The sequence below is a fragment of the Trinickia sp. Z7 genome (assembly GCF_056498045.1).
The window spans coordinates 278,472-302,084 of the sequence record NZ_JAUEQW010000002.1 but is presented as its reverse complement, the minus strand read 5'-3'; the positions used below and the strand labels follow the sequence as shown (position 1 = coordinate 302,084).

Sequence of the window (23,613 nt, the reverse complement as noted above, 5' to 3'; positions counted from 1 at the left end):
CCACGCGGGCACGGATGGCGGGCTCATGGCCCCCTCACCAATGCAGGAAAACGAGCCTAGTCGCACGACATGTTGCCAAGTAGTCTTCTGAAGCAGCTCGGTAATTGGATTTGCGGCATTCAAAACAACCCGATGGCGAGATACGGCGAACCGTTCCCGAGTATTCTCTGTTGGAGAAGCGTGATGAGACAAATGGGCTCTTTCGCGGGGCGTACTTCGGCGGTGTTGCATGATCGCTCACTTCGGCACCTATACAGTGAACGAGTCTGACAAGACAATCACGTTCCATGTCGCCACCAGTTCGTTTCCGAACTGGAATGGCGTCGAGCAGAAGCGGCCGTTTAACATCGATGGAGACCAACTCAAGTGGACGACGCCGGCTTCGAGCGGCGGTACGGCCGAAGTGGTCCTGCGGCGGCTGAGATGACGCGTGGCGATTAATTGGGCAACCAACGGCGCCACGTACCGGACACGTGTTCGTTCGAACGCGCGCAGTTGTCAACGAATGATCGGAGGATGAGGATGACCTCAACGTCGGAAGCGCTATACACGCGACAGGTGCGCAGCTATCTCGAGCAGTTGGAGCGCGGCGATGTCGCAGCGATCTGTGCGCTCTTCACGCCGGACGCGCAGATCTTCTCGCCGTTTCTCGGCTGGATGCCCGCTGCGCCTTTCTTTGCAAAGGTCAAAGCAGCGTCCGGAGAAAGCAGAATCACGCTTATCGATATCTGCGCTAGCACGATGGGGGCTCGACGGGCGACCGGGTACTTCGTCTACGACTGGGGGCTGAAGGACGGGTCTGCGGTGCGTTTCGAGTGCGTCGATGTTTTCGAGTTCGACGACAATGGGCTCATCGAGCGGATGATCATCGTCTACGATACCCATCCGATTCGCAGTACGGTAGGCGACAAATACGCGTAGCCGAAAGACGTGCCTTCGTCGGACCTGGCATTGCGCGGCGCGATTTTGCTAGAGAAGGGATGGTTGGACCACTAGCGGTCTGATTTCTTAGACCGATTTACCGCGGGATAGCCGTAGGGAAAGACGGCGGGCGTGAACTACCCGGCAGGTGGAGTCCCGGCTACCGTGTATGAAGTCGCGCGCGCTTCAGCGCTCGTAATAGATCGCAAGCCAGACGGTTTGCTCTTCTGCATGAGTCGACGCGACGCGATGCCGGCAATGCGGCTCGATCAGAACGTAGTCGCCGGGACGCATTTCGAGCAGCGTCGAGTCCCGTTCGAACTCGAGCACGGCAGCACCCGATAGCAGCACCACCCATTCGACTCGCGAGTCGTCATACCAGAAGCCCTCGGGACTCGCGTGGCCCATCGATACGATGCGCTCCACGTTCAGGTGCGGCTCCGCGACGAGCATGTCGATCTGCTCATCGCCGCCGTGCTTCCCGTCGAAGCTGAACAAGTTACCGGTTTGAAGTTGCATATGGCCGATCTAATGTCGCGCGCCCAACTGCATAAAATCCATCATCTCACCGACAATCGCTTCGGGCGCGTCTTCCTGCATCAAATGTCCCGAGGCGGGAACCCGAGTGAAGCGTGCGCCGGGGATCATCGCCGATAATTCCACGCCCCGATCGACCGGAATCCACTCATCGTCTTCGCCCCACAAGATCGAAACCGGGCAGCGAAGTTCTTTATAACGCGGCTGGACCTCATCGGTATAGCGCTGGTCCATCTGGGCGATTTGGCGATAAAACGCCGCTTGACCCCGTTCGCCTATCCATGGCGACGAGTAAATGCGCATGGTGTCTGCAGCCAGTGCTCGGTTCACGGCGCCCCGTAGATATGCATCGACCATCGCCTCATGAATGTACGCGGGCACGCTCGCGAATGCAGCCTCATGCGCGAGCACATGACGAACAAACGGCGAGCCCCATGGGGCGAGCGCCACGGGATCGATCAGCAACAACGATCGATACTCGCATCCATCCAACAAGGCCGCCCTAAGTGCAGTGGCGCCTCCGAAATCATGAGCAACCATGTCAGGCTTGTCGAGTTGCCAATGCTCTAGCAAGGCCGCGAGCAGGCGATTCTGAATGCCGAGTGAGACGTCCTGGTCGGCGCGCTGCTCCGACATGCCATAGCCAAGGAGATCGAAGTAGAAGACTTGGCGAAAGCGAGCCGCGATCGGTGCAATGCGACGCCAGACCTGCGAAGAAAACGGCGTTCCATGTACCAGCACCATTGGCCGTCCTGAGCCGATGACGCCGTATCTTACCGACTGGCCATGGAAGTCAAAAGAATGCGCCAAAGGCAACGCCCCGGAAGACAGCGGTTGAAGTTGCGGCGACGTATCCGTCATGAATCACCTCGAGCATTGGACTGTGGTGCAGAACAAGCATAGAGTTCGGGCCGCGGGGCGTGGGGTGCATTCTCGAACACCTCGAATGGCGGCGCGCAAACGGCACTATCGGCGATAGGGGCAATCGTTAGCGCGACGGCGTCGATCGGCGATGGCTTCAGCGGCATTCCGTCGTCCACGCGCAATCAGATCGAGGCGGGCGTAGCCATGGCTCACCGGTTCTGATCGCTTTCGGCGAGCTGTTTCGACTGCTGCAGCTGCTTACAACGTCACGACGATTTTACCGAATTGCTGATTCGATTCGAGATAGCGGTGCGCATCGACGATATCGTCGAATGTGAATATCTTGTCGATGACCGGCTCGAGTTCGCCCGATCGCAGCGCATCGACAATGAAACGCTTGGCGCGCGCGAATCGGTCGGAATCGTTGATGACGCGCTTATAGGTATAGCCATGCACGCTGATGCGCTTGCCGAGCATTGGGAACAGCGGCATCGGCGTGGGTTCGGGGCTCAGCGCGCCGTAAACGAGCGCGACGCTATCTGCCGAGAGGACTTGCGCGATTTGCTCGAACTGAGGCCCGGCAACAGCGTCGAAGGCGACGCGTGCGCCGGCGCCATTCGTGATCTCGCGAATGCGCTCGACCAAGTCTTCTTCCTGAGTCGCAACCACATGGTGGGCGCCTGCCGCCCGGAGTGCGTCGCGCTTTGCGCTCGTGCGCGTCGTCGCGATCACGGTCGCGCCGATCATCTTGGCCATTTGAATGGCGGCGATGCCAACGCTGCTCGAGGCGGCCGTGACGATCACGGTGTCGTTGGGTGCTAGCTGCGCTAGATGGACGAGGGCGCCCCAGGCTGTCACGTACTGCATCCAGATGGCGGCGGCCTGCGGCCAGCTAAGCGAAGCAGGGTGCTTGACGAGATATTGAGCCGGTACGTTCGCGACCTCGCCATACGTTCCCCAACGCGTGATCGACGGCGGCGGCACGAGGCTGACCGCGTCGCCGATCGACAAGCCATCGACGCCGCTGCCGAGCGCGGCGACGACGCCGGCGGCCTCATAGCCTAGCCGGGCAGGAAACCGGGGCGACTCGATATAGAGCCCGGTTCGGAACATCGATTCGGCTCGGTTCAGGCCGATCGCCTTGACCTGCAACGTGACCTCGCCGGGGCCGGGCGAGGGCGTGGCGAGTTCCTCGATCTTCAGAACTTCAGGGCCTCCATGCTCATGGAAGCGGACGATTCGTGACATGACGGGTTCTCCGCAGGATTGAAGGAAGCTCAATATAATTCGATCCAAAACGGAGAAAAACGACGTGCATGATCATTCTGTCGAAACGGATCGTTTCTAATCATGGATCGACTCACGAGCATGGCAATCTTCGTCAAGGCGGCCGAGGCCGGCTCGTTCGCCGCTGCGGGTAGCGCGTTGGGTCTGTCGTCGCAACTGGTGGGCAAGCATGTGCGCTGGCTGGAGACCCGTTACGGGATGCAGCTCATCAATCGCACGACGCGGCGCCAGAGCCTCACGGAAGCCGGGCGGGCGTTCTACGAACGCAGCAAGGCGTTGCTGGCCGAAGCCGAAGCCGTGGAGGCGCTTGCGGCGAACGTGCAAGCCGTCCCGCGCGGCAAGCTGCGGGTGAACGCACCTGTGAGTTTCGGCGCCTATCGGCTCGTGCCTGCACTCGCGCTCTACTTGGCCGACAATCCCGAGGTGCAAATCGATTTGACGCTTAGCGATCGCGTCGTCGATCTGGTTGACGAGGGCTACGACGCGGTGATTCGGATCGCGCCGCTGCCCGATTCCCGCCTGATTGCGCGCCCGCTTGCGCCTTATCGTCTCATTGCATGCGCGTCGCCAGGCTATCTCGCGGCGCGCGGGGTTCCGCAACGCCCCGAGGATCTCGCCGAACACGAATGCCTCGGCTTCGCGTACTGGGCGCGCCCACCCGAACCCGAATGGGAATTCACGACCGAGCGGGGACGGCACAGCGTGCGCGTCGGCGGCCGCTTGTCGATCAACAACGGCCAGGCGCTGCGAATGGCGGCGCTCGCAGGGCTCGGCATCATTCTTCAGCCAACCGAGCTGTTGGGCGATGACCTCGCTTCAGGCCGCCTCGTGCGCGTGCTGCCCGACTACGAAACGCCGTCGCACCCCATGCATGTTTTGTTTGCGCCCGATCGCAGGCTGACCCCGAAGATGCGTAGTTTCATCGACTTCGTCACGTCGACGTTCGCGTAGCGCGCTGAGTGCATGCAACGCGCTTCGCACTGATGACGCTGCTCGTGATGACCGCTTACACGATCGATTTCCTGCGTCTGCTGTTAGTCGCGATGATGATGCCGGCGATGCCGCCAGCTCGGGTGGGCGCGGTAGTCGTTAGCGTAGGAATTCGCGCGGGAGATATGGCCGCCAAGCGCCGCACCGCCCCCGCCGCCGGCAGCAGCGCCGATGATGCCGCCCGTGCGCCCGCCCATCGCGTTGCCAGCCGCCGCGCCTACGCCGCCACCGAGCGCGCCGCCGACAATCGCGCCGGTGCGTTCTCGGCGATTCGAAGTAATGGCGCCGCCCGCGCCGCCGCCTACCGCGCCGCCGATGACGGAGCCGGTGCTACCGCCTACGGCGCCGCCCAAGGCCGCGCCGGCCGCCCCGCCAACCGCCCCGCCGAGAGCATTGTTCAAATCGCCCGCGAAGACCGGCAAGGAACTCAATGCGGCCAGTGCGACCACCGTTGCCGATACAGCAATACGAACGTTTTTCTTTCGCATGTCAGACCTTTAATTCTCGTAAAAATGACCGCGCAAAGTATATCCAGTCGCAGAAAGGCAAATGTTGCCGTGTGGTTCGGGGGGCGTAAGAGATGTAACGAAACTTGTAGAAATCACGATCGGCCTCTTGCTCGAGAACTGATCCCCAGACGTCCTCCGCCGGGAGAAGCAGTGACGGGACGCTATCGACGCTACCGTCGGGCCTTGACAACGTAGGGTTGATATACACATAGTCGCGGGCTTCGGCGCAGTTCATGCAGTCCGCACGGACACACCCTCTCACGACACGATGATTCCGATTCAAAGCCTCGGCTTGTTCCTTCTTGGAGCACTCCTCGTTCTAGTGATGCCGGGCCCCACCAATACGCTGCTTGCCGCCGCCGGACTGGCAAGCGGTTTTCGCCGGGCATCGCGGCTCACGCTGGCGGAATCCGCTGGCTATGTGGTCGCTATTTCCTTCTGGGGTATGTGCCTTGCCACGCTTGCGCAAATCTTGCCTTGGCTCCCCGCCGTTGTGCGCGTTGGAAGCGCGACCTACCTCGCATATCTCGCGGTGCGCTTGTGGAATGCGACGCTAGCGCTCACGGACGCGGAGCATAAAGTGATCGGTATGCGGGACCTGTTTTTGGCGACATCGCTGAATCCAAAAGCGATTCTGTTTGCCGGTACCATTTTTCCGAAAGCAGCCTTCGCAAGCGGCGTGGCCTATCTGCAGGCGATGGGGAGTTTTCTCGCCTTGGTATTTCCGATCGGACTGCTATGGGTGGGGCTGGGTGCACGACTCGGCACCGGTCGCCTAGGGGTTTTGACGCCGACACGTCTGCTACGCAGTGCTTCGCTCGTGCTTGGCGCTTTTTCCGTGGCGGTCGCTTTCTCGGCCTTGCGTTGAATGGAGCCGGTAGGGCAGTCGGACCTGCGTGACCAAAGCGGATAGTGCATTTCATCGGCCGATAAGTCGCGCAGTCGTGCCGCGCGCTTCAGCAATATTGACGCGGTGAATGCGGCGCATTCACGTTCCTATGTCGACGGGACCGCACTGCCCGGTTAGTTTCCTTCCATAACGAAGGCCATGAAGGCCGAAATGAAAGGAGACACGTCAATGCAGCAACCCCCGGTATCCGTTATCGACGTTCGAGCGTGGCTCGACGGGCGCCCCTTCTCGTTCTTTCAATGGCGAATCCTTTTCCTGTGCTTTTGCATCGTCGCCGTGGACGGTTTCGATACGGCGTGCGTGGGTTTCATTGCACCCGTGCTCATGCGTGACTGGCACCTGGGCCCGCAGATTCTCGGCGTGTTGTTTGGCGCAGGGCTCGGCGGGCTGATGATCGGCGCGTTGCTGCTCGGGCCGGTCGCCGATCGCATCGGACGCAAGAAGACGCTGATGGCCACGGTCGGCTTTTTCGGCATGGCGAGCCTCGCCACCACGTTCTCCGCGAGCGTGCCGGTCCTCGTTGCGTTGCGCTTTGCCACCGGCCTTGGGCTCGGCGCTGCGATGCCCAATGCCATTGCACTGACGTCCGAATATTGTCCCGAGCGCCGCCGGGCATTTCTGACCACCGTCATGTTCTGCGGGTTTACGATGGGCTCTGGGCTGGGCGGCGTGATCGCGGCGCAACTGATTCCTGACTACGGCTGGCGCGGCGTGTTCGTCTTCGGCGGTGTGGCGCCGCTTGTCCTCATAGGCGCGATGGCGGCGTGGCTGCCCGAATCGGTTCGCTACCTGGTCGTGAGCGGCGCAGACCCGAAAAAAGTGCGCACGTTGCTAGAGCGTATCGCGCCGGTGCCGAACGAAGCCGACACGCGCTTCGTGCTGCACGAGGTGAAGACCGAGGGTTCGCCGGTGAAGCAGCTATTCGACGAGCCGTTCCGCGTCGGAACCGTGCTCTTGTGGTGCGTGTTCTTCATGAGCCTTCTCATCGTCTACCTCATGACCAATTGGCTGCCGATGCTCATTCACGCGTCGGGCCTGTCGCTAGTCGCCGCATCGCGAATCGCCGTCCTCTATCAGGTCGGCGGCACGCTCGGTGCGCTGGTGATTGGGCGACTAATGGATCGATATTCCGCCACTGTCGTGCTCGCCTTCGCCTACGCACTCGGCGCCGTCTTTCTCGCGGTGACAGGCTCCGCGCACGGCGCCGCGCTCGGCCTAGCCGTGACCGGTATCGGTTTTTGCATCAGCGGTTCGCAAATCGGAGCAAACGCGTTCGCCGCGCGTTACTACCCTACCGCGAGTCGTGTCACCGGCCTTAGTTGGGCACTCGGCATCGGCCGCCTCGGCTCCGTATGCGGCGCGCTCTTCGGCGGCGCGTTACTCGCAGCCAATATCCGCCTCCCGGTGCTGTTCCTTATCGTTGCGGCGCCAGCGGTTATCGCGGCCGCCGCCATCTACCTGTGCGGCCTGCAAGCGAGCCGACGTGCGGCAGGGACAGCGCTCGCGGCACTGGCTAGGGCCGATGCGTCCTGAGCACCGCTTCGTTGGCGCGATCGGCATCCAACTGCACGACGAACATTCCTAAGAGAAGCGGCCGAGCGCTCTGCAATTCGTCATACGTTGCAGATCGCCGTCAACTGCCAACCCTAAGTAGTCCTAACGACATCACGGAGACACTCGATGAAGAAGCAACTCGCCGCTTGCGGCCTCGCCGTCGCGGCAACGGCATCGCACGCCCAGAGCAGCGTTACGCTCTACGGTATCGTCGATATCGGGCTCACCTACACCAACAACGCGCAAACGGGGGTGACGGGTGGCGTCCCGCGCGGAGGCGCTCAGTTCGCGATCTCCGATGCGCATACCACGGGGCTCTCGGGAAGCCGATGGGGATTGCGAGGCAAAGAAGAGCTCGGCGGCGGCCTTAGTGCGATCTTCGTTCTGGAAAACGGCTTCATGACGAATAGCGGCGCCCTCGCGCAAGGCGGCGCCGAGTCCGGCAGGCAGGCTTACGTGGGTCTGATGTCGACGAACGCCGGTACCGTCACGCTCGGGCGCCAATACGATCCGTTGGTCGACTCGGTGCAGCCATTCGGGGCCTCGGGTGCGTGGGGCGGCTACATGTCCTCGCATCTGAACGACGTCGATAATCTCAGCAACACGAATCGGATCAATAACTCGATCAAGTTCACTACGCCGAATTTTCATGGGCTGCGCGCGGGAGCCCTCTATAGTTTCGGCGGCGTCGCGGGCAACCAGAGCCAGAATCAGATCTGGTCGGTGGGCGCGAGCTACAGCAGCGACACGTTTGCGGCCGGGATAGGTTATCTGAACGCACGCAATCCGAACATCTCGTTCTATGGCAATACGCCAAACAAGGGACCTGCGTCGGCAAACAATATTGGATCGTTCGGATCGGCGACGACGCCCGAGTCGTCGCCGGCGATTGCGGGATACGCATCCGCACATACGACCGAAATACTCGGCGCCGGCGCTTCCTATACGCTCGGCGCCGCAACGGTGTCGGCTGTCGTGACCAGCACGCGGTTCGATGCGCTGGGCGCTTCCTCAGGTCCGAATCCGCGCGGCTATACGGGCCACGCAGCCTTTACGAGCGCAGAACTCGGCGTGCGATACCGTTGGACGCCAGCTTTGCTGACCGGCGCGGCCTTCGACTACACGAAGCGCAATTCCGTCAACGGAGACGGTGGGGCAAAGTATCTGCAACTCGATCTTGGCGCCATCTACAGTCTTTCGAAGCGGACGGATCTCTACGCGCTCGCCGTCCTCCAGCGCGCCACGGGGCGCGATTCGCTGGGGCAGCCCGCCGTGGCTAACGTCAGCGGCTTCACGCCTTCTTCGACGGACAAGCAGATCGGCATGCGTCTCGGCATACGCCACAAGTTCTAAGGTTCTTCGAAACGACGTGAATCGCCCGCGTGCCGTATCGGCCGCAGGCGATTCAATTGTCACGGCGCCCGCGAAGCCCGCGCCTCACGTCCCGACGAAATCGGGCTGCCGGTTCGGTTGTGCCGCGTCGAACGCCGGATGCGCCATGGCATGGCGATACACGGCGAGACTCAACGGATAGCGGCCGATCTCGCAGCCCATTCGCTGCGCGTTCGCCATTTGCGGCACTAGGCAGCAATCGGCAAGCGTCGGCGTGTCGCCAAAGCACCACGGTCCATCGCAGTGTTGTGCGAGCATCCGTTCGACGGCGCTCATTCCCTCGGCAATCCAGTGCTTGTACCAGGCGTCCTTTTGCTCGGGCGTAACGTGGAGCACCGAGTCGAGGTACTTGAGGATGCGCAAATTGTTGACGGGATGAATGTCGCAAGCGATCAAATACGACAACTCGAGAACGCGCGCTCGCTGCATCGTGCCCACCGGAACCAAGCGGGGCTCCGGGTAATGCGCATCGAGATAATCGATGATAGCCAGCGATTGGCCGAGGGCGAGTTCGCCGTCGACCAAAGCAGGGACGCTCGCCGAAGCGTTGATTCGCTCGACGTATTGCGCCTCGCGATGCACGCCGGTGCGAATGTTCACGGGAATGTAATCGAAAGGCACCCCTTTCAGTGCGAGTGCAATCCTCACGCGATACGAAGCCGAGCTGTTGAAGAAGCTATGAAGATTCATGGAGGCTCCGCCTCAGGCGACGCGAACGTTCAGCTCGCCGAGACGTTCGACGCCGACGGTCATCAAATCGCCTCTGACCACCGCGCCCACGCCTTCCGGGGTCCCGGTATAGATGAGATCGCCGGGCTCGAGACGGAAGAACTTCGAGAGATCGGCGACCGTCTCTGCAACGGACCATATCAAGTGCGAGACGTCGCTGTTCTGCTTCGGAACGCCATTCACGTTCAGCCACAATCGACCGTGTTCGAAATGCCCGACCTCGCTCGCGACGTGAATCGGCCCGATCGGCGCCGAACGATCGAAGGCCTTGCCGATTTCCCACGGCCGCCCCATTTCGCGCATCTTCATTTGCAAGTCGCGGCGAGTCATGTCCAGGCCCACGGCATAACCCCAGACATGATCGGGCGCATCGGCAAGCGCGATGTCCGAGCCGCCCTTGCCGATCGCAGCCACGAGTTCTGCCTCGTAGTGGTAGTTGGCCGTCTGCGCGGGAAACGGCAGCTCGAGCGTGTCTCCGTAGGCGACGGGTACCACGGCATCGGCGGGCTTGCAGAAAAAGAATGGCGGCTCGCGATCGGGATCGAAGCCCATCTCGCGGGCGTGTGCGGCGTAGTTCCGACCCACGCAGTAAACACGCCGCACGGGGAACTGGTCCTGAGTGCCGGCGACGGGGACGGCGACGGTCGGTTCGGGGGGGAAGACGAATGACATGACGGTAGGCCTCGATTGTCGAGAGAAGAGATTCGAATGAGCGACATCGACCGGGAAGGGCGAGGAGACGAAGCGCAATGCAGCGCAACTCAATGCAACGCAACGCAACGGTTTGCCCTCGATCGATGGGTACTGCGCGCGCTACGCGCGTTCTTCGCGCAACAGGTTGAGCGCGGACAGCACGGGCCGGTCCGAGTAGCTGAACAGCACGCTGTCCGTGGAAGCGGCGAGACTGACGGGCTGCCATGCAGGCACGACGAACACGTCGTGCGGTTCGAACGCGAAGGGCGTACCGGCGATCGATGCCTGGCCATGCCCTTGCACGACGCAGTACACAGTCGCATCGGTGCTGCGATAAGTTCTGCCGGAAAAGCCGGAGGGCAAAAACTGCATGAAGGTGGCGATGGTGGGCATCGGCCATCCGCCCGTCGTCGGATTTACGTAGCGCAGCTTCACGCCGTCCCATTCGTCGAGATCGCCGTTCCGATAGAGCGCATCGAGCGCTTCTCGGGTCCTCTCATAGGGATAGCTGAAGATCGGCGAGGTCGGATCGGATACGCGATGACGAACCGGCAACATGTTGTGGCCGAAGCGCGCGAAGCTGTCGCCCTCAGGGCGAGTGATCGGTTGAGTCGATTCGGGATAGCTTTCCGCGAAGCCTGCATTGAGGTTCGCAATCAACGGAATGTCGAGTCCGTCGAGCCAGACGACCGGTTCGCCGCCCTGGTCCAGCGCTGGGTTGCCGTGATCGTGCCAAGTCCAAGTGGGCGTGATGATGAAATCGCCCGGGCGCATGGTGGTGCGCTCGCCGTTGACGGCGGTCCATGCACCGCTGCCTTCGACGATGAACCGCAGCGCCGATTGCGTATGCCGGTGGCTCGGTGCGATCTCTCCCGGCAAGATGAGCTGCAGACCGGCGTACAGGGTGGACGTAATGCTCGCCTTTCCAGGCAAACCGGGGTTTTCTAGAACGAGCACGCGCCGAACCGCTTCTTCCGCGCTGATCACTGTGCCCGCCTCGATGACGAGGTCGCGAATCTGCGAATATTTCCAGATGGCCGCGACTGCTTGCGGCTGAGGCGCCTTCGGCACGAGGTGGTGCAGTGATTCCCACAGCGGAGAGAGCCGCTGTTCTCCGAGTTTCACGTAGAAGGTCGAGCGTGCTTCGCGCATCGAAGCTATCGTCATCAGCGTCTCCTTCGGGTCATGAGTGATCAAATTTCGACGTACACGCTTCCGTCTTCAATCTTGATGGGGTAGGTGCGGATATCGGCGGCGAGCGGCTCGCACAGCGCCTTTCCGTTACGGACGTCGAAGCGGCCTTGATGCAAAGGGCATTCGATCTCGTGACCCTCTAGGAATCCGTCGCACAGGCGCGCGTGGCCATGCGTGCAAATGTTGTCCGTTGCATACACTTCCCCGTCCACGCCATAGATGGCGAGTTCGCGCCCGGCAGCCTCGACGGCTACCACATCGGCGCTGGGTACTGCCGCGCAATCGATGACTTTGGTCCACTGCTTCGACATGATTGACCTCAAATCGGATAAATGAGCGAGTTGGCTATCATTTCGCTGTCGAACACGCAAAGCCGCGACTCGAACCTCAAGCCGTCCTTCGTGCGGCGAATTACATCGATGTATCGGCCGACGTTGAAGACGGTCGACATCTCATCGGGCTTGGTACGAAACACGGCGTAGTTCGCCTGAGCTTCGATGCGCTCGTGATCGGCGCGCAGAACGCGTGGAGTTCCTACGACGTGCCGCTGATAGTAAGGGTCGTGAAAAATCGTTTCGGTCATGCCGTAGACGCGGTCCTTCAACATGCCCTTGCTTTCGAAGGAAAGCGTCGCGAGGGGAAGAGCGCGGTCGTAGTTCTCGCGCGGCTGGACCTTGTAGACGCAATGCTCGGTAAAGAATTCCGGCCACTTGTCCCACTCGTTGTTATCCACCACAGCGGCGTAGTCTGCGTAGAGCGCGAGGAGTTTCTGGTAGGTATCGAAATCGAGCATGTCAGATCTCCATGACGCGTCGCCAGTAGTCGTACATTCCGCGAATCAGGGTTTCGGTCACCATGTGATCGGTGTCGGCGATTTCGCGCCCGCCTAGTTCCACGATGGTTTGATGAAACGGTTTTTGCTCGAATCCTTCTTGAGAGAATTCGATGACTTCACCGTCGTCCGCGGAGACGAAGCCCGCGGGCCCGAACAAGTTCGCTTGTCGCAACCGGCGGCGCGTCATGTCTTCGCTGTCTTCTTCGAAGCCGAAGTGCGTCCAGACGAAATCGAACGAGCCCTCTGCGTTGGGCTGAATGTGCCGCGTGGACACGGAATTCACTTGCTGCTGGATGATGACGCTCGGGAAGACCGTCATCATGACGGCCGTCGGCGCACCCCACCAGGGCTCATGGGCTACGTCGAGAAAGCGGTTGTCGTTCAGCGTCATCTGATCCTTGAAGCTCGATACGCCGCTCGTCACTTCCCCCTTGCCGCCGGAGCCTCGCGCGGAAATCATCGCGGCATGCCTAAAGTGCTCGTCCATTTTCAATTCGGACTTGTTGTCGGCACGCCAAAGGCCGAACGTGACGAACCACGTATGGAGTAGGCCCGGGTGGTACGGATCCTTGATGTTTTCCTGCATCAGCTTCCAATTGCCGGGAATACGCTGACGGTTGTATCCGAGGATCGTCAGCTTGCGCCCGTCGAATACGCGGTCGAAGTAGCGCAGTATCGTTGGGCCGAGGAACGCTTCGAGCGACGGCAGGTCGTGATCGAACGACGCGAAGATGACGCCGTTACGCGTTGCCACGTTGAGCTTCGTGAGCCCGTGCTCCTTCGTGTCGAAATCGGCGGGCATGCCGCCGTTGATCTTGCCGTCGAGCTTGACGCCGCGGCGGAACGGCACGCCGACGAGGTTGCCCTTTAGGTCGTAGTTCCATTGATGGTAAGGGCAGGTGAAGTCCTTGCGGTTGCCGAACTTTTCCCTGCAAAAGCGTACGCCGCGATGCGCGCAGACGTTCTCGACGACGCTGATGTCGCCCTCCTGCGTGCGCGCGACGATGACGGAACGCTCGCCTACGACCGTTCGCTTGAAATCGCCCGGATTCGGAATCTCGGCTTCGAGCCCGACGTAGCACCAATGGCCCGAATAAAAGAAGCGCTCGAGTTCGCGGCGGTAGATGTCGGCATCGGTATACGCCCAAAACGGAATCCGGCTTGAACCTTCCCGCTTCCATTGCGGCGCAGTGAAAACGAGCGGCGTGTCGTTCATACGCTGTCTCCTGAGTTTGCTGTAGGTGTTGCGATGTCTTGAGCGAGGCGGTCAGACGCCGCTCGCATAAAACGCATCGGCGTAGATATGTTCGCTGGCGACGCCTTTTTGCCGAAGCAGGATCGAGGCGGCCTCCACCATGACCGGCGCGCCGGCCAGATAGGCCCGCCAGCCTTTGAGGCTCGACCAATCTGCGCCGACGGCCTCCGTCACCACGCCCCGGCGATACTTTTCCGACTTGTCCCACGAAGCCACGACGACGTGCGCGGTCAAATTCGGCAGTCGCTCTTGCAGTTCGTCGAGCCAATGCGTGCCATAGACATCGCGTGGCGAGCGCACGCCGAAATACACGTGCACGGGAGTGGCCGTGCCTGCTTCGGCCATGCCGCGCAGAATCGAAAGGATGGGAGCCAAGCCGGTTCCGCCGGCGATACATACGACCGGATCGGTCGCCCTGCGACGCAAGTAGGCGGTGCCGAGCGGGCCGCTCAGACGCACCGTATCGCCTACCTTGAGGCGATTCGCCACATAAGAGGTCACGCGTCCGTCCGGCACGAGACGGATATGAAACTCCACCGCGTGCGGATTCTGGGTGACGGCCATCGAATAGGGCCTGATATGCCGCGGGGTGAACTGCAACGTCGCATACTGTCCCGGCGAAAATTCGAACGGCTTCGACAGTGCGAGACGAACGCGCTTGATGTCGTGCGTCACGTCTTCGATGCCTATGACGGTCGTCTTGATGATCTTGGCCGGATGCACGACGATCTCGTCGACTTCGGGCAGCTCGATCGCGCAGTCCTCGATGATCGTCGTTTGACAGGCCAGAACGGATTGACCCGTCGCCGCGGGGGCGTTCGTCTCCCGCGATCCCGTCACGAGCACGTTGCCTGAAACCACACGGCAACGGCAGGTGCCGCAGCGGCCCGCCATGCAACTGTAGGAAACGGGGATCTCATGCGCGCGCAGCACATCGAGCAGGTTTTCGCCGGCGCGCACATCGAGCATCCGCTGCAACGGCAAAATCGAAACATCCATGGCGCCAGTGTCTCCGAGGCTGGTCAATTCACGAGGTCATGATGCCGCCGGCTGCGCTATTGATAAATAGAATCTGCTTGATAATTCACATCATCGGTAGTGATAATGCGGCATGGAAACGCGGGCACGTGAGAGGCGGAGCAGGAGGAAGACAAAGCAATGGAGCTTCAGGACATCGATCTGAATCTGCTCGTGGTCTTCAACGAGTTGCTTCGCCAGCGGCGGGTGTCGACCGTTGCCACTACGTTGGGCATTTCGCAGCCGGCGATCAGCAATGCGCTGAACCGATTGCGTAAGTTGCTGGGAGATGAGCTTTTTCTTCGCACTTCGAAGGGCATGATGCCGACGCCGTTCGCCGAGTCGCTTGCCGAGCCGATCGGTTACGCGCTTGGTGCGATCTACAACACGCTCAATGCGACGTCGAGTTTCGAGCCGGCCTCGAGCAACCGGTCGTTTACGGTCGCCAAGACCGATATCGGCGAGATCTATTTTTTGCCGGCACTCATGAAACGCCTGGCCGAGGCTTCACCGGGCGTCACGATCAGCACGGTGCGCAATCAGGCCGATGCGCTGTGCGATGCCATGGAGGCGGGCCAGGTCGATCTCGCCATCGGCTTTTTGCCTGACCTTAAAACGGGCTACTTCCAACGCCGATTATTCAAGCAGCGATACGTGTGTCTGTTTCGTGAGGGGCACCCGCTCGCGAAGGGGGGAATGACGATGAAGGCATTTCTCGAAGCGGAGCATGTTTCGATCGTCGCCGAGGGGACGGGGCACGGCATGGTCGATACCGCGATCCAGCGCGCAGGCGTGCCGCGTCGTGTTCGTCTGCGCGTGCCGCACTTCGTGGCCGTCGGGCATATCCTTCAGACGACCGATTTGATTGCGGTGGTTCCCGAGGCATACGCTGCGCGCACGCTCGAGCCCTTCGGTCTCGATAGTGCCCCATGCCCGGTCAAGATCCCCGATATCACGATCAATGTGCTCTGGCACGCACGGAACCATCGGGAACCCAGCAATCAGTGGCTCCGGCAGTTGGTGTTCGAGGCGTTTTCGCAGTGATGAGGGGATAGGGCTCCTGCGCGGGGTCGCGGCCGATAGGTTCAAATCGATGTGACCCAACCATAAGACTTCGCTATTGCGCCAGACTAATCCTGTCTTGGCGGGGCTCGCACGGGGAACGTACTGTTACATCCATAGCAGCCCAATTGCGACCGATCATGTACAAAGCCATCAGAAAGAATCCCTCCGCCTGCCAAGCCGACGAATCGCTGCTCGATGCGCTTCGCAATCTCCCGGTCTCGGCGCTCAGCGACAGCATGCACCGCAACATCGGCACGGTCGGACTACAGCCATACCACCTGCCGAGCAAGCCAACGATGGCCGGTACGGCAGTGACGATGCGCTCGCGCGGCGGCGATAACCTGACGTATCTGCGCGCGCTCGATTTTTGCCGCCCCGGCGACGTGCTAGTGATCGATGCCGGCGGCGATTTGAACAACGCCGTGGTCGGCGGCATTCTTACGTTCTACGCGGCGAGCGTGGGCGTGGTCGGTCTTGTGATCGATGGCGCCATTCGCGACGTGGCGGAGATTCGCGAACGCGATTTTCCGGTCTACGCTCGCGGCGTGACGCATCGCGGACCCTACAAGGACGGCCCTGGCGAAATCAACGTATCCATATCGGTAGGCGGGATGGTGGTGAATCCGGGCGACATCGTGCTCGGCGATCAGGACGGGCTGCTCGCTATTGCGCAAGTGGACGTGCAAGAGGTTATCGAGAAAGCGCGTGCGGTGCTCGCGGCAGAAGCCGAAACCATTCGCGCGATGAAGGAAGGACGCTGGAGTCGCGCATTCGTCGATGCGTTGGAGGCACGCTGCAACAACTGATCGAACTGGCCTTAGGAAAAAGGCCGACGCGCGATGTGCTGCGTCGGCTTTTTTTCTTCCAGTCATCGCGAGCAATGTGCAACGCCAAGCCCTCGGCCGGCCACACATCGCCATCGTGCGACCGGCCACGACTGGGGCCGGGGCGATATCAATCGAACGTCATCAACACTTTCATCGACTTCGATCGGTCGCTCGCGGTTCTAAACGCCTGCACCGATTCGCGATAAGGAAACACGTCCGAGATCAACGGTTTGACGTCGATGAGCCCCTTGTTCAACAACTCGACGGCCACCGCGAATTCTTCGTGAAAACGAAACGCCCCGCGTAGATCGAATTCCTTCGCAACTAGCACGTTCACCGGCAATGCAATTTCTCCGCCGAGGCCGATTTGGACGATGACCGCACGCGGTTTGAGCACGTCGAAGGCGCCCCGCAGTGCTGCTGCGCTACCGCTCGCTTCGAACAGGACGTCGAAGTGGCCCTTGCCGGCGGCGAAGGGTTGCAGCGCGTCCGGCGTGTCGGCCACGTTGAACGCGACGTCGGCGCCGACTTTCTTGGCGCTTTCCAGCGGCAATTCGTTCATGTCGGTCGCGGCGATCATGGCAGCGCCCGCCCGGCGAGCGGCGGCGACGATCAGCGCGCCGATCGGTCCGCAGCCGGTGACGAGCACGCGTTTGCCGAGCATGGGGCCGGCGCGCCGAACCGCATGCAGGGCGACCGATAACGGTTCGGCCATCGCCGCTTCGGCGTCGCTCAGCGAATCGGCAACGACGTGGGCTTGCGAACGGTCGATCACGATCTCTTGGCGAAAAGCACCCTGAACGTGAGGCACGCGCATCGCGCTACCGTAATACCGCATGTCGATGCAATGATTCTGCAGCCCTTGCTGACAGTACTGACACGCTCCGCACGGCCGGCTCGGGCTGATGGCGATGCGCGTGCCCGCGGGCATGTCGCTCACTGACGAACCGACGCGCGAAATCACGCCCGAGACTTCATGGCCGAGTACCATCGGTTCCTGAATGCGGACGGTGCCAAAGCCGCCGTGGTTGAAATAGTGAAGATCGGAGCCGCAGATGCCTCCGGCGCGAATCCGCACGAGCAACTGATTGGCTTCGGGTTCCGGCGTCGGAACGTCCTCGATGCGCAGATCCTGCGGCGCGTGGATGACGAGTGCGTGCATGGTGATTTGCCTGTATGAAGAGGGAGCGAGCATGGAACGATCCTTCGAACGGTAGACGCTAATCGAGCCGTTGGCAAAGATCGAAGTCCTATGGGCCGATAGCCGTGGCTTATGTCTAACTAGTCGAGCGCCTTGCTCATGTTCTCGATGACCTTTTTCGCGTCCGAGAACACCATCATCGTCTTGTCCATGTAGAAGAGATCGTTGTCGAGACCGGCATACCCCGACGCCATCGACCGCTTGTTGACGATCACGGTCCGTGCCTTATACGCCTCGAGGATGGGCATGCCTGCGATCGGCGATGCCGGATCGTTTTTCGCCGCGGGGTTGACCACGTCGTTCGCGCCGAGCACGAGCACGACATCGGTCTGGCTGAACTCCGCGTTGATGTCCTCCATTTCATACACCTGCTCGTACGGCACTTCCGCTTCGGCCAGCAGGACGTTCATGTGGCCCGGCATGCGGCCTGCCACCGGATGGATCGCATAGCGCACGTCGATGCCCTTGCTCACGAGCTTGTCGCTCAGCTCCTTGAGCGCATGCTGCGCGCGCGCGACGGCCAGTCCGTAGCCGGGCACGATCACGACGGATTGAGCATTGCCGAGCAGAAACGCGGCATCGTCGGCGGAACCGGATTTGACGGGACGCTGTTCACGCTGTGCGCCGTCGTTGGCCGAGGATTCCGAGCCGAAGCCGCCCAGCAGCACGCCGAAGAACGAGCGGTTCATTGCGCGACACATGATGTACGAGAGAATCGCTCCGGATGAACCCACGAGCGATCCCGCGATGATGAGCATCGAATTGTTGAGCGAAAAACCGATGCCCGCGGCCGCCCACCCGGAGTACGAGTTCAGCATCGAGACGACGACGGGCATATCGGCGCCGCCGATCGGAATGATGATGAGCACGCCGAGCACGAAGGCGATGGCCGTGACGATAGCGAACGGCAACCACGCCTGCGTGACGACGAACACGACGCCGAAAGCGATCGCGGCGAGCGCAAGTGCAAGGTTGAGCCCATGCTGGCCTTGGAACACGACGGGCGTGCCTTGAAAGAGCCGGAAGCGGTATTTGCCGGACAGTTTGCCGAACGCGATGATCGATCCCGAGAACGTGACCGCACCGATGAACGTGCCGATGGACAGTTCGATTCGGTTGCCATAGGGCAGCGCGCCATCCGCTGCGGTTAGACCAAATGCGGACGGCTCGATCACCACCGCATAGGCGATGCAAACGGCCGCGAGCCCAATCAGTGAATGCATCGCTGCGATCAGTTCGGGCATTTTCGTCATTTCGACGCGAGCGGCGATCACCGCACCGATCGAGCCGCCGACGATCAGCGCCAAAGCAAGCGCCGACAGACCGATGGTCAGGTTCGAGCCCAGCGCTGACGCCTGTTTGGCGATGAGCGCCACCGTGGTGAGGATCGCGAGCGCCATGCCGGCCATGCCGAAGGTATTGCCGAGCCGCGCGCTTTTGGGGTGCGAGAGTCCTTTGAGCGCCTGGATGAAGCAAACGGAGGCGACCAGATACAACAGCGTGACGACGTTCATGCTCATCGCGAAGCTCCGGTGGCTTGGCTCGCAGCGGGCTTGCCGCCGTCCTTTTTCCTGAACATCTCGAGCATGCGGCGCGTGACGAGGAAGCCGCCGAATACATTGACTGCCGCGAGTGCGACGGCGATGGCGCCGAATGCCTTGCCCGCCGTGCCGAGTGTCAATCCCGCCGCAAGCATGGCGCCGACGATGACGATGGCGGAGATAGCGTTGGTCACGGCCATGAGAGGCGTATGCAGCGCGGGCGTCACGTTCCAGACGACGTGATACCCGACATAGATGGCTAGGACGAAGGTAATGAGGTTGGTCGTGGTGTGGGCGATGATTTCCATCGTGTTCTCCTTATGCCGTCTTCAGCATCGACGCGTCGTGACCGAGCCACGTCGCAGCGACGATGTCATCGCTGGGGTCGATCTTCGGCTGGCCGTCGGCATCGACGATCAGTTTCAAAAATTCCAATACGTTCCGTGCATAGAGCGAGGACGCTTCCGTCGCCACCATCGCGGGCAAGTTCGTGTAGCCGACGATAAGCACGCCATGCCTGACGACCACTTCATCGGCCTCGGTGAGCGTGCAGTTTCCGCCGCACCGCTCGCCGCTCGGCGCGCCTCGGCCTGCGGCGAGATCGACTATGACCGAGCCCGGCTTCATGGCACGGACCGTATCTTCATCGAGGAGCGCGGGGGCCACGCGCCCTGGAATCAGCGCCGTCGTGATGACGATATCGGCCTCTTTCGCTCGTTCACGCACCCGTGCGCTCTGGCGTGCGAGCCATGTGGCGGGCATCGGGCGCGCATAGCCCCCTACGCCTTGGGCAGCCGCGCGCTCGTCTTCGGTCTCGTACGGGATATCGAGAAACTTCGCGCCCAGCGATTCGATCTGCTCTTTTACGGTGGGGCGCACGTCCGATGCTTCGATCACCGCGCCCAGGCGCTTTGCGGTCGCGATTGCCTGCAGGCCGGCGACGCCTGCGCCGAGTACGAGTACCCTCGCGGCCTTGACCGTGCCTGCCGCCGTCATCAACATTGGAAAGAAGCGCTGGTAGAGCGTTGCCGCAACCAGAACGGCTTTATAGCCCGCGATGTTGGCTTGGGAAGAGAGCACGTCCATGCTCTGCGCGCGCGTCGTGCGCGGGATCGATTCGAGCGCGAACGCGCGGACGCCGTGTGCGTTGATGCGTGCGGTTTGGTCCGCATCGAACGGATTGAGCATGCCAACGAGTAGGCTGCCGCGGATGAGGTGCGCGAGCTCGGCGTCGGTCGGCGCCTGCACCTTCAGCACGAGATCGGCATTCCAGGCTTGCATGGTGTCGACCAGCACTGCTCCGGCGAGCGCGTAGGCGGCGTCGGTGAAGTAGGCGCGCTCTCCGGCGCCTTGCTCGACGAGCACGGTATGGCCTTGCGCTGCGAGCTTCTTGACAGTCTCAGGCGTCGCGGCAACACGTGTTTCGCCGGCGCGAATCTCGGCAGGGATGCCGATTCTCATCTGGATGTGCTCCTGAAATAGCGGAAGTCGGGCGGTGGATCGAACCCGATTTCCTGTCGGACGAAGGGCGAGCACGATCGGGACACGTGGCGTGTCCCGATGCGATCGATCAAGGGGAGGAAATAAGCAGGCGTCGCGAGTGGGGTATCCCAGGACGCCAGGCGAATCAGAGCATCAGAACTTATGACGCAAGCCGATCGCGGCTTCGAACAGCGAGTTGTGGCCGAAGAACGGTTGGTTCCCGCCCGAGGCTGCTGCGAGCGTCGTCCATGCGCCCGTCAGGTGGTTGTAGTCCACGCCGAGATACACGTCGGTGCGCTTGCTCAGCAGATAGTCGAACGTGGGGCCGCCCGTGATACGCGTGCCGCTTTGACCGGCGTGATGAACGAAATCGACGTAGAAGGGCAGATCGAGCACGAAAGTGGGCGTGAAGGCGTACTGCACGGCGGCAGAGAACGAGTCGTTGCGATAGTCCGCCGGATAAACGTGACTGTAGATGTACGAGCCGAACACCTTGGCCGCGCCGAACTTGTAGGTCGCGCCTGCCGTGAAGACCTTCTGCGAGCTGTCGGGAATCGTCAGGCCGAAATACGTACTGCCATAAGCCGTGGTCGAAGGCGTCAAGCCGCCGATGTTATTGATGATCTGATAGGCCGCACCCACGCTCAAGGGCCCGTTGTCATACGAAACGCTGACGGCGGGCGACGAATTCTGATGGAAGTTTCCCGCCGTCTGGCCGAAGGTATAGGCGCCCTTGACCGTGAAGCGCGCGAGCGTCGGCGAGGTATATCGAACCGTATTGTCGAGTCGTCCGCCGCCCGTCAGGCCCGCACCCTGAAAGCCGATCGTGCCCGTGTAATTGGCGAACGCGAAGATATCGTGGGTCCAACCCGTTTCATGGACGAGCGTGTACTGGCGTCCTAACGTCACGGTACCGTACGGGCTGCTCAGGCCGACCAGCGCCGTGCGCCCGAACAGGCGCGCCGCGCCCGACGGCGTGGATTGCTGGGTCACGCCGGTATTCGGCGTGAAGCCGCCTTCCAACTGAAAGATGGCGGCGAGACCGCCACCCAGATTTTCGGTGCCTTGCAAGCCCCAGCGACTGCCCTGAATCTCGCCGCCGCTCCCCATCGTGAAGAGCTTTCCGCCCGACGCGTTTTGGTGCGTATCGAAACGCACCGCTTCGTCGATGATGCCGTAGAGGGTGACGCTCGACTGGGCCCACGCCATATCGGACGAAGCCATGGCCGAGATGATTAGTACTCCTAATAATATTTTTTTCACGAATACGCCCCTTGCCTGTTAAACGAAAGAAGAAATCGCCCATCCGACTGCAGCATTCCCACGGCGCCGCATGTCTTTCTACGTTCGCGCGGCGGTCCCTTGGTCGGCCCCGCCGCGTCACTCTCAATCCAGCGCTGCGACGGCGGCCGAGATCTTTCGACAGCCTTCGTCGATGATGTCGATGCTCGTCGCAATCGACATCCGGAAGAACGGCGACATGCCATAGGCAGACCCGGCGACGAGCGCGACGCCCGCCTGCTCGAGCAGATACAGGACGACGTCGGTATCGCTTTCGAGCCGCTTGCCTTGGGGCGTCGAGCGTCCGATCATGCCGCTGCAGCTCACATACAAATAGAACGCGCCGCCCGGTGCTTTGCAACTGATGCCAGGAATTGCGTTGAGGGCTTCGAGCGCGAAGTCGCGGCGCGCCTCGTAGGTCCGCACGGATTCCCGCACGAAACTCTGGTCGCCCGTCAGCGCGGCAAGCGCAGCGGCCTGGCTGATGGAGCAGGCATTGCTCGTCGATTGCGATTGCAGCGTGTCGAGCGCGGCGATCAAGTCGGAGGGGCCGGCCACGTAGCCGATGCGCCATCCGGTCATGGCGTAGGTCTTCGAGACGCCGTTGACCACCAGCGTGCGTGACGCCAACTCTGGTTCGATGGCGAGCAGATGTGGCGCAGCGTCGGATTGGAAACGGATGTGCTCGTAGATGTCGTCCATCATGATCAGCACGTGCGGGTGACGCAGCAGCACGTCGGCGAGCGCCCTCAGTTCTCCGGCCGCGTAGGTTGCGCCCGTCGGATTGGTTGGGGAATTGATGATCAGCCATCGCGTACGTGGCGTGATCGCGCTTTCGAGCAAGGCAGGCGTCAGCTTGAAACCGTGGGCTTCTGAACAGGGCACGACAACGGGCACCCCGTCGCACGCCAGCGTCATATCCGGGTACGAGACCCAGTACGGCGCGGGAATCAGCACTTCGTCGCCCGCTTCGACGGTGATCGCTAGCGCATTGAAGATCGCATGCTTGGCGCCGCAGGTCACGACGATGTTCTTGGGATCGTAGGCGAGACCGTTCTCGCGTTGCAGCTTCGCCGCTATTGCCGCGCGCAGCGCGGGTGTGCCGGCCGTTTGCGTATAGCGTGTTTCACCGCGCTCCATCGCCTCGTAAGCGGCCTTGCGGATATGTGCAGGCGTGTCGAAATCGGGTTCGCCGATGACGAGGTTGACGATATGCTTTCCCTCCCGTCTGAGCGCCGCGGCGCGGTCAGCCGCCGCGCTGCTGGGGGACGGCTTGATTCGCTGGACGCGGGCGGCGATGCGCGATGCACTCACACTGGACTCCTCGACGGCATTTGATGAGGCTTAACATTAAGCGCGCGAAAAAGTTCGAGCCAAGATGACTTTCTGCTGGCGCAATAACATCCGCTTATGACGCACCGCGAGGCCCACCCTCGCGCGAGACGGCTGGCGATGTCGGTAGATGGGCGCCGTGGCACGTGCGGCGCCGCAATGCGTGCGCTGAGCGGCGAGGCTGCCTGGCGCGAGAC

The 23,613-nt window shown here is 61.5% G+C and carries 25 protein-coding genes; 8 read left to right on the top strand and 17 right to left on the bottom strand.

Annotated elements, in window-relative coordinates; all coding sequences use genetic code 11:
• The first annotated feature begins 229 nt into the window (after nt 1-229).
• A complete protein-coding gene (locus QQS38_RS05420; protein ID WP_479644345.1) occupies nt 230-427 on the top strand; it encodes a lipocalin-like domain-containing protein in 198 nt (65 codons plus the stop codon).
• Between the two features lie 95 nt (nt 428-522).
• On the top strand, nt 523-921 hold the full coding sequence (locus tag QQS38_RS05415; RefSeq protein WP_479644344.1) for a nuclear transport factor 2 family protein: 399 nt from the start codon (nt 523-525) through the stop codon (nt 919-921).
• Nucleotides 922-1,107: 186 nt separating this feature from the next.
• Here QQS38_RS05415 and QQS38_RS05410 read toward each other — a convergent pair whose 3' ends face one another.
• The 3 genes from QQS38_RS05410 to QQS38_RS05400 form a co-directional block, all read right to left on the bottom strand.
• Nucleotides 1,108-1,440 (bottom strand): cupin domain-containing protein, encoded by a 333-nt coding sequence (locus QQS38_RS05410; RefSeq protein ID WP_479644343.1) that lies wholly within the window; start codon nt 1,438-1,440, stop codon nt 1,108-1,110.
• 9 nt (nt 1,441-1,449) lie between these two features.
• Nucleotides 1,450-2,319: an alpha/beta fold hydrolase gene (locus QQS38_RS05405; RefSeq protein WP_479644342.1), complete on the bottom strand. Its 870-nt coding sequence runs from the start codon at nt 2,317-2,319 to the stop codon at nt 1,450-1,452.
• Nucleotides 2,320-2,580: 261 nt separating this feature from the next.
• Nucleotides 2,581-3,570 carry a zinc-dependent alcohol dehydrogenase family protein gene (locus QQS38_RS05400; protein ID WP_479644341.1) on the bottom strand — a complete coding sequence of 330 codons (990 nt, stop codon included), beginning with the start codon at nt 3,568-3,570 and terminating at the stop codon, nt 2,581-2,583.
• Between the two features lie 102 nt (nt 3,571-3,672).
• On the opposite strand from QQS38_RS05400, the gene QQS38_RS05395 reads away from it, so the two are divergent.
• A complete protein-coding gene (locus QQS38_RS05395; protein ID WP_479644340.1) occupies nt 3,673-4,560 on the top strand; it encodes a LysR family transcriptional regulator in 888 nt (295 codons plus the stop codon).
• An 83-nt stretch (nt 4,561-4,643) separates the two neighbouring features.
• Here the strand turns inward: QQS38_RS05395 and QQS38_RS05390 are convergent, their stop codons facing one another.
• Nucleotides 4,644-5,087 (bottom strand): hypothetical protein, encoded by a 444-nt coding sequence (locus tag QQS38_RS05390; RefSeq protein WP_479644339.1) that lies wholly within the window; start codon nt 5,085-5,087, stop codon nt 4,644-4,646.
• A gap of 289 nt (nt 5,088-5,376) precedes the next feature.
• Here QQS38_RS05390 and QQS38_RS05385 point away from each other — a divergent pair, with 289 nt between their 5' ends.
• From QQS38_RS05385 to QQS38_RS05375, 3 genes are all read left to right on the top strand, one after another.
• Nucleotides 5,377-5,976 carry a LysE family translocator gene (locus QQS38_RS05385; RefSeq protein WP_479644338.1) on the top strand — a complete coding sequence of 200 codons (600 nt, stop codon included), beginning with the start codon at nt 5,377-5,379 and terminating at the stop codon, nt 5,974-5,976.
• A 210-nt stretch (nt 5,977-6,186) separates the two neighbouring features.
• Nucleotides 6,187-7,551 carry an MFS transporter gene (locus QQS38_RS05380; RefSeq protein WP_479644337.1) on the top strand — a complete coding sequence of 455 codons (1,365 nt, stop codon included), beginning with the start codon at nt 6,187-6,189 and terminating at the stop codon, nt 7,549-7,551.
• 147 nt (nt 7,552-7,698) lie between these two features.
• Entirely contained in the window at nt 7,699-8,925 is a 1,227-nt protein-coding gene (locus QQS38_RS05375) for a porin (RefSeq protein WP_479644336.1), read from the top strand.
• 84 nt (nt 8,926-9,009) lie between these two features.
• Here the strand turns inward: QQS38_RS05375 and maiA are convergent, their stop codons facing one another.
• The 7 genes from maiA to QQS38_RS05340 form a co-directional block, all read right to left on the bottom strand.
• Nucleotides 9,010-9,654: a maleylacetoacetate isomerase gene (gene maiA, locus QQS38_RS05370; protein ID WP_479644335.1), complete on the bottom strand. Its 645-nt coding sequence runs from the start codon at nt 9,652-9,654 to the stop codon at nt 9,010-9,012.
• A 12-nt stretch (nt 9,655-9,666) separates the two neighbouring features.
• The gene (locus QQS38_RS05365; protein ID WP_479644334.1) at nt 9,667-10,365 is read right to left on the bottom strand and encodes a fumarylacetoacetate hydrolase family protein; all 699 of its coding nucleotides are present in this window, start codon (nt 10,363-10,365) and stop codon (nt 9,667-9,669) included.
• A gap of 141 nt (nt 10,366-10,506) precedes the next feature.
• Nucleotides 10,507-11,538 carry a gentisate 1,2-dioxygenase gene (gene gtdA, locus QQS38_RS05360; RefSeq protein ID WP_479644539.1) on the bottom strand — a complete coding sequence of 344 codons (1,032 nt, stop codon included), beginning with the start codon at nt 11,536-11,538 and terminating at the stop codon, nt 10,507-10,509.
• A 41-nt stretch (nt 11,539-11,579) separates the two neighbouring features.
• On the bottom strand, nt 11,580-11,891 hold the full coding sequence (locus tag QQS38_RS05355) for a non-heme iron oxygenase ferredoxin subunit (protein WP_479644333.1): 312 nt from the start codon (nt 11,889-11,891) through the stop codon (nt 11,580-11,582).
• Nucleotides 11,892-11,899: 8 nt separating this feature from the next.
• Nucleotides 11,900-12,373, bottom strand: a complete 474-nt coding sequence (locus QQS38_RS05350) for an aromatic-ring-hydroxylating dioxygenase subunit beta (protein ID WP_479644332.1) — start codon at nt 12,371-12,373, stop codon at nt 11,900-11,902.
• Nucleotide 12,374: 1 nt separating this feature from the next.
• Entirely contained in the window at nt 12,375-13,631 is a 1,257-nt protein-coding gene (locus tag QQS38_RS05345; RefSeq protein WP_479644331.1) for an aromatic ring-hydroxylating dioxygenase subunit alpha, read from the bottom strand.
• A 51-nt stretch (nt 13,632-13,682) separates the two neighbouring features.
• The gene (locus QQS38_RS05340; RefSeq protein WP_479644330.1) at nt 13,683-14,669 is read right to left on the bottom strand and encodes a 2Fe-2S iron-sulfur cluster-binding protein; all 987 of its coding nucleotides are present in this window, start codon (nt 14,667-14,669) and stop codon (nt 13,683-13,685) included.
• Between the two features lie 159 nt (nt 14,670-14,828).
• Between QQS38_RS05340 and QQS38_RS05335 the strand changes: the two genes are divergently transcribed.
• Nucleotides 14,829-15,731 carry a LysR family transcriptional regulator gene (locus QQS38_RS05335; protein ID WP_479644329.1) on the top strand — a complete coding sequence of 301 codons (903 nt, stop codon included), beginning with the start codon at nt 14,829-14,831 and terminating at the stop codon, nt 15,729-15,731.
• Nucleotides 15,732-15,889: 158 nt separating this feature from the next.
• Nucleotides 15,890-16,558, top strand: a complete 669-nt coding sequence (locus QQS38_RS05330; RefSeq protein ID WP_479644328.1) for an RraA family protein — start codon at nt 15,890-15,892, stop codon at nt 16,556-16,558.
• A 148-nt stretch (nt 16,559-16,706) separates the two neighbouring features.
• Here QQS38_RS05330 and QQS38_RS05325 read toward each other — a convergent pair whose 3' ends face one another.
• From QQS38_RS05325 to QQS38_RS05300, 6 genes are all read right to left on the bottom strand, one after another.
• Nucleotides 16,707-17,741, bottom strand: coding sequence for an L-idonate 5-dehydrogenase (locus QQS38_RS05325; protein WP_479644538.1), 1,035 nt, complete (start codon nt 17,739-17,741; stop codon nt 16,707-16,709).
• Between the two features lie 119 nt (nt 17,742-17,860).
• The gene (locus tag QQS38_RS05320; protein ID WP_479644327.1) at nt 17,861-19,300 is read right to left on the bottom strand and encodes an NAD(P)(+) transhydrogenase (Re/Si-specific) subunit beta; all 1,440 of its coding nucleotides are present in this window, start codon (nt 19,298-19,300) and stop codon (nt 17,861-17,863) included.
• Nucleotides 19,297-19,629, bottom strand: coding sequence for an NAD(P) transhydrogenase subunit alpha part 2 (locus tag QQS38_RS05315; protein ID WP_479644326.1), 333 nt, complete (start codon nt 19,627-19,629; stop codon nt 19,297-19,299). Before QQS38_RS05315 ends, QQS38_RS05320 begins: the two co-directional genes overlap by 4 nt.
• 10 nt (nt 19,630-19,639) lie before the next feature.
• Complete coding sequence (locus tag QQS38_RS05310) at nt 19,640-20,782, bottom strand: Re/Si-specific NAD(P)(+) transhydrogenase subunit alpha (RefSeq protein ID WP_479644325.1); 1,143 nt, start codon at nt 20,780-20,782, stop codon at nt 19,640-19,642.
• Nucleotides 20,783-20,956: 174 nt separating this feature from the next.
• Nucleotides 20,957-22,027, bottom strand: coding sequence for a porin (locus QQS38_RS05305; protein WP_479644324.1), 1,071 nt, complete (start codon nt 22,025-22,027; stop codon nt 20,957-20,959).
• A gap of 162 nt (nt 22,028-22,189) precedes the next feature.
• Nucleotides 22,190-23,398, bottom strand: a complete 1,209-nt coding sequence (locus QQS38_RS05300) for an aspartate transaminase (RefSeq protein ID WP_479644323.1) — start codon at nt 23,396-23,398, stop codon at nt 22,190-22,192.
• Nucleotides 23,399-23,613: the final 215 nt, after the last annotated feature.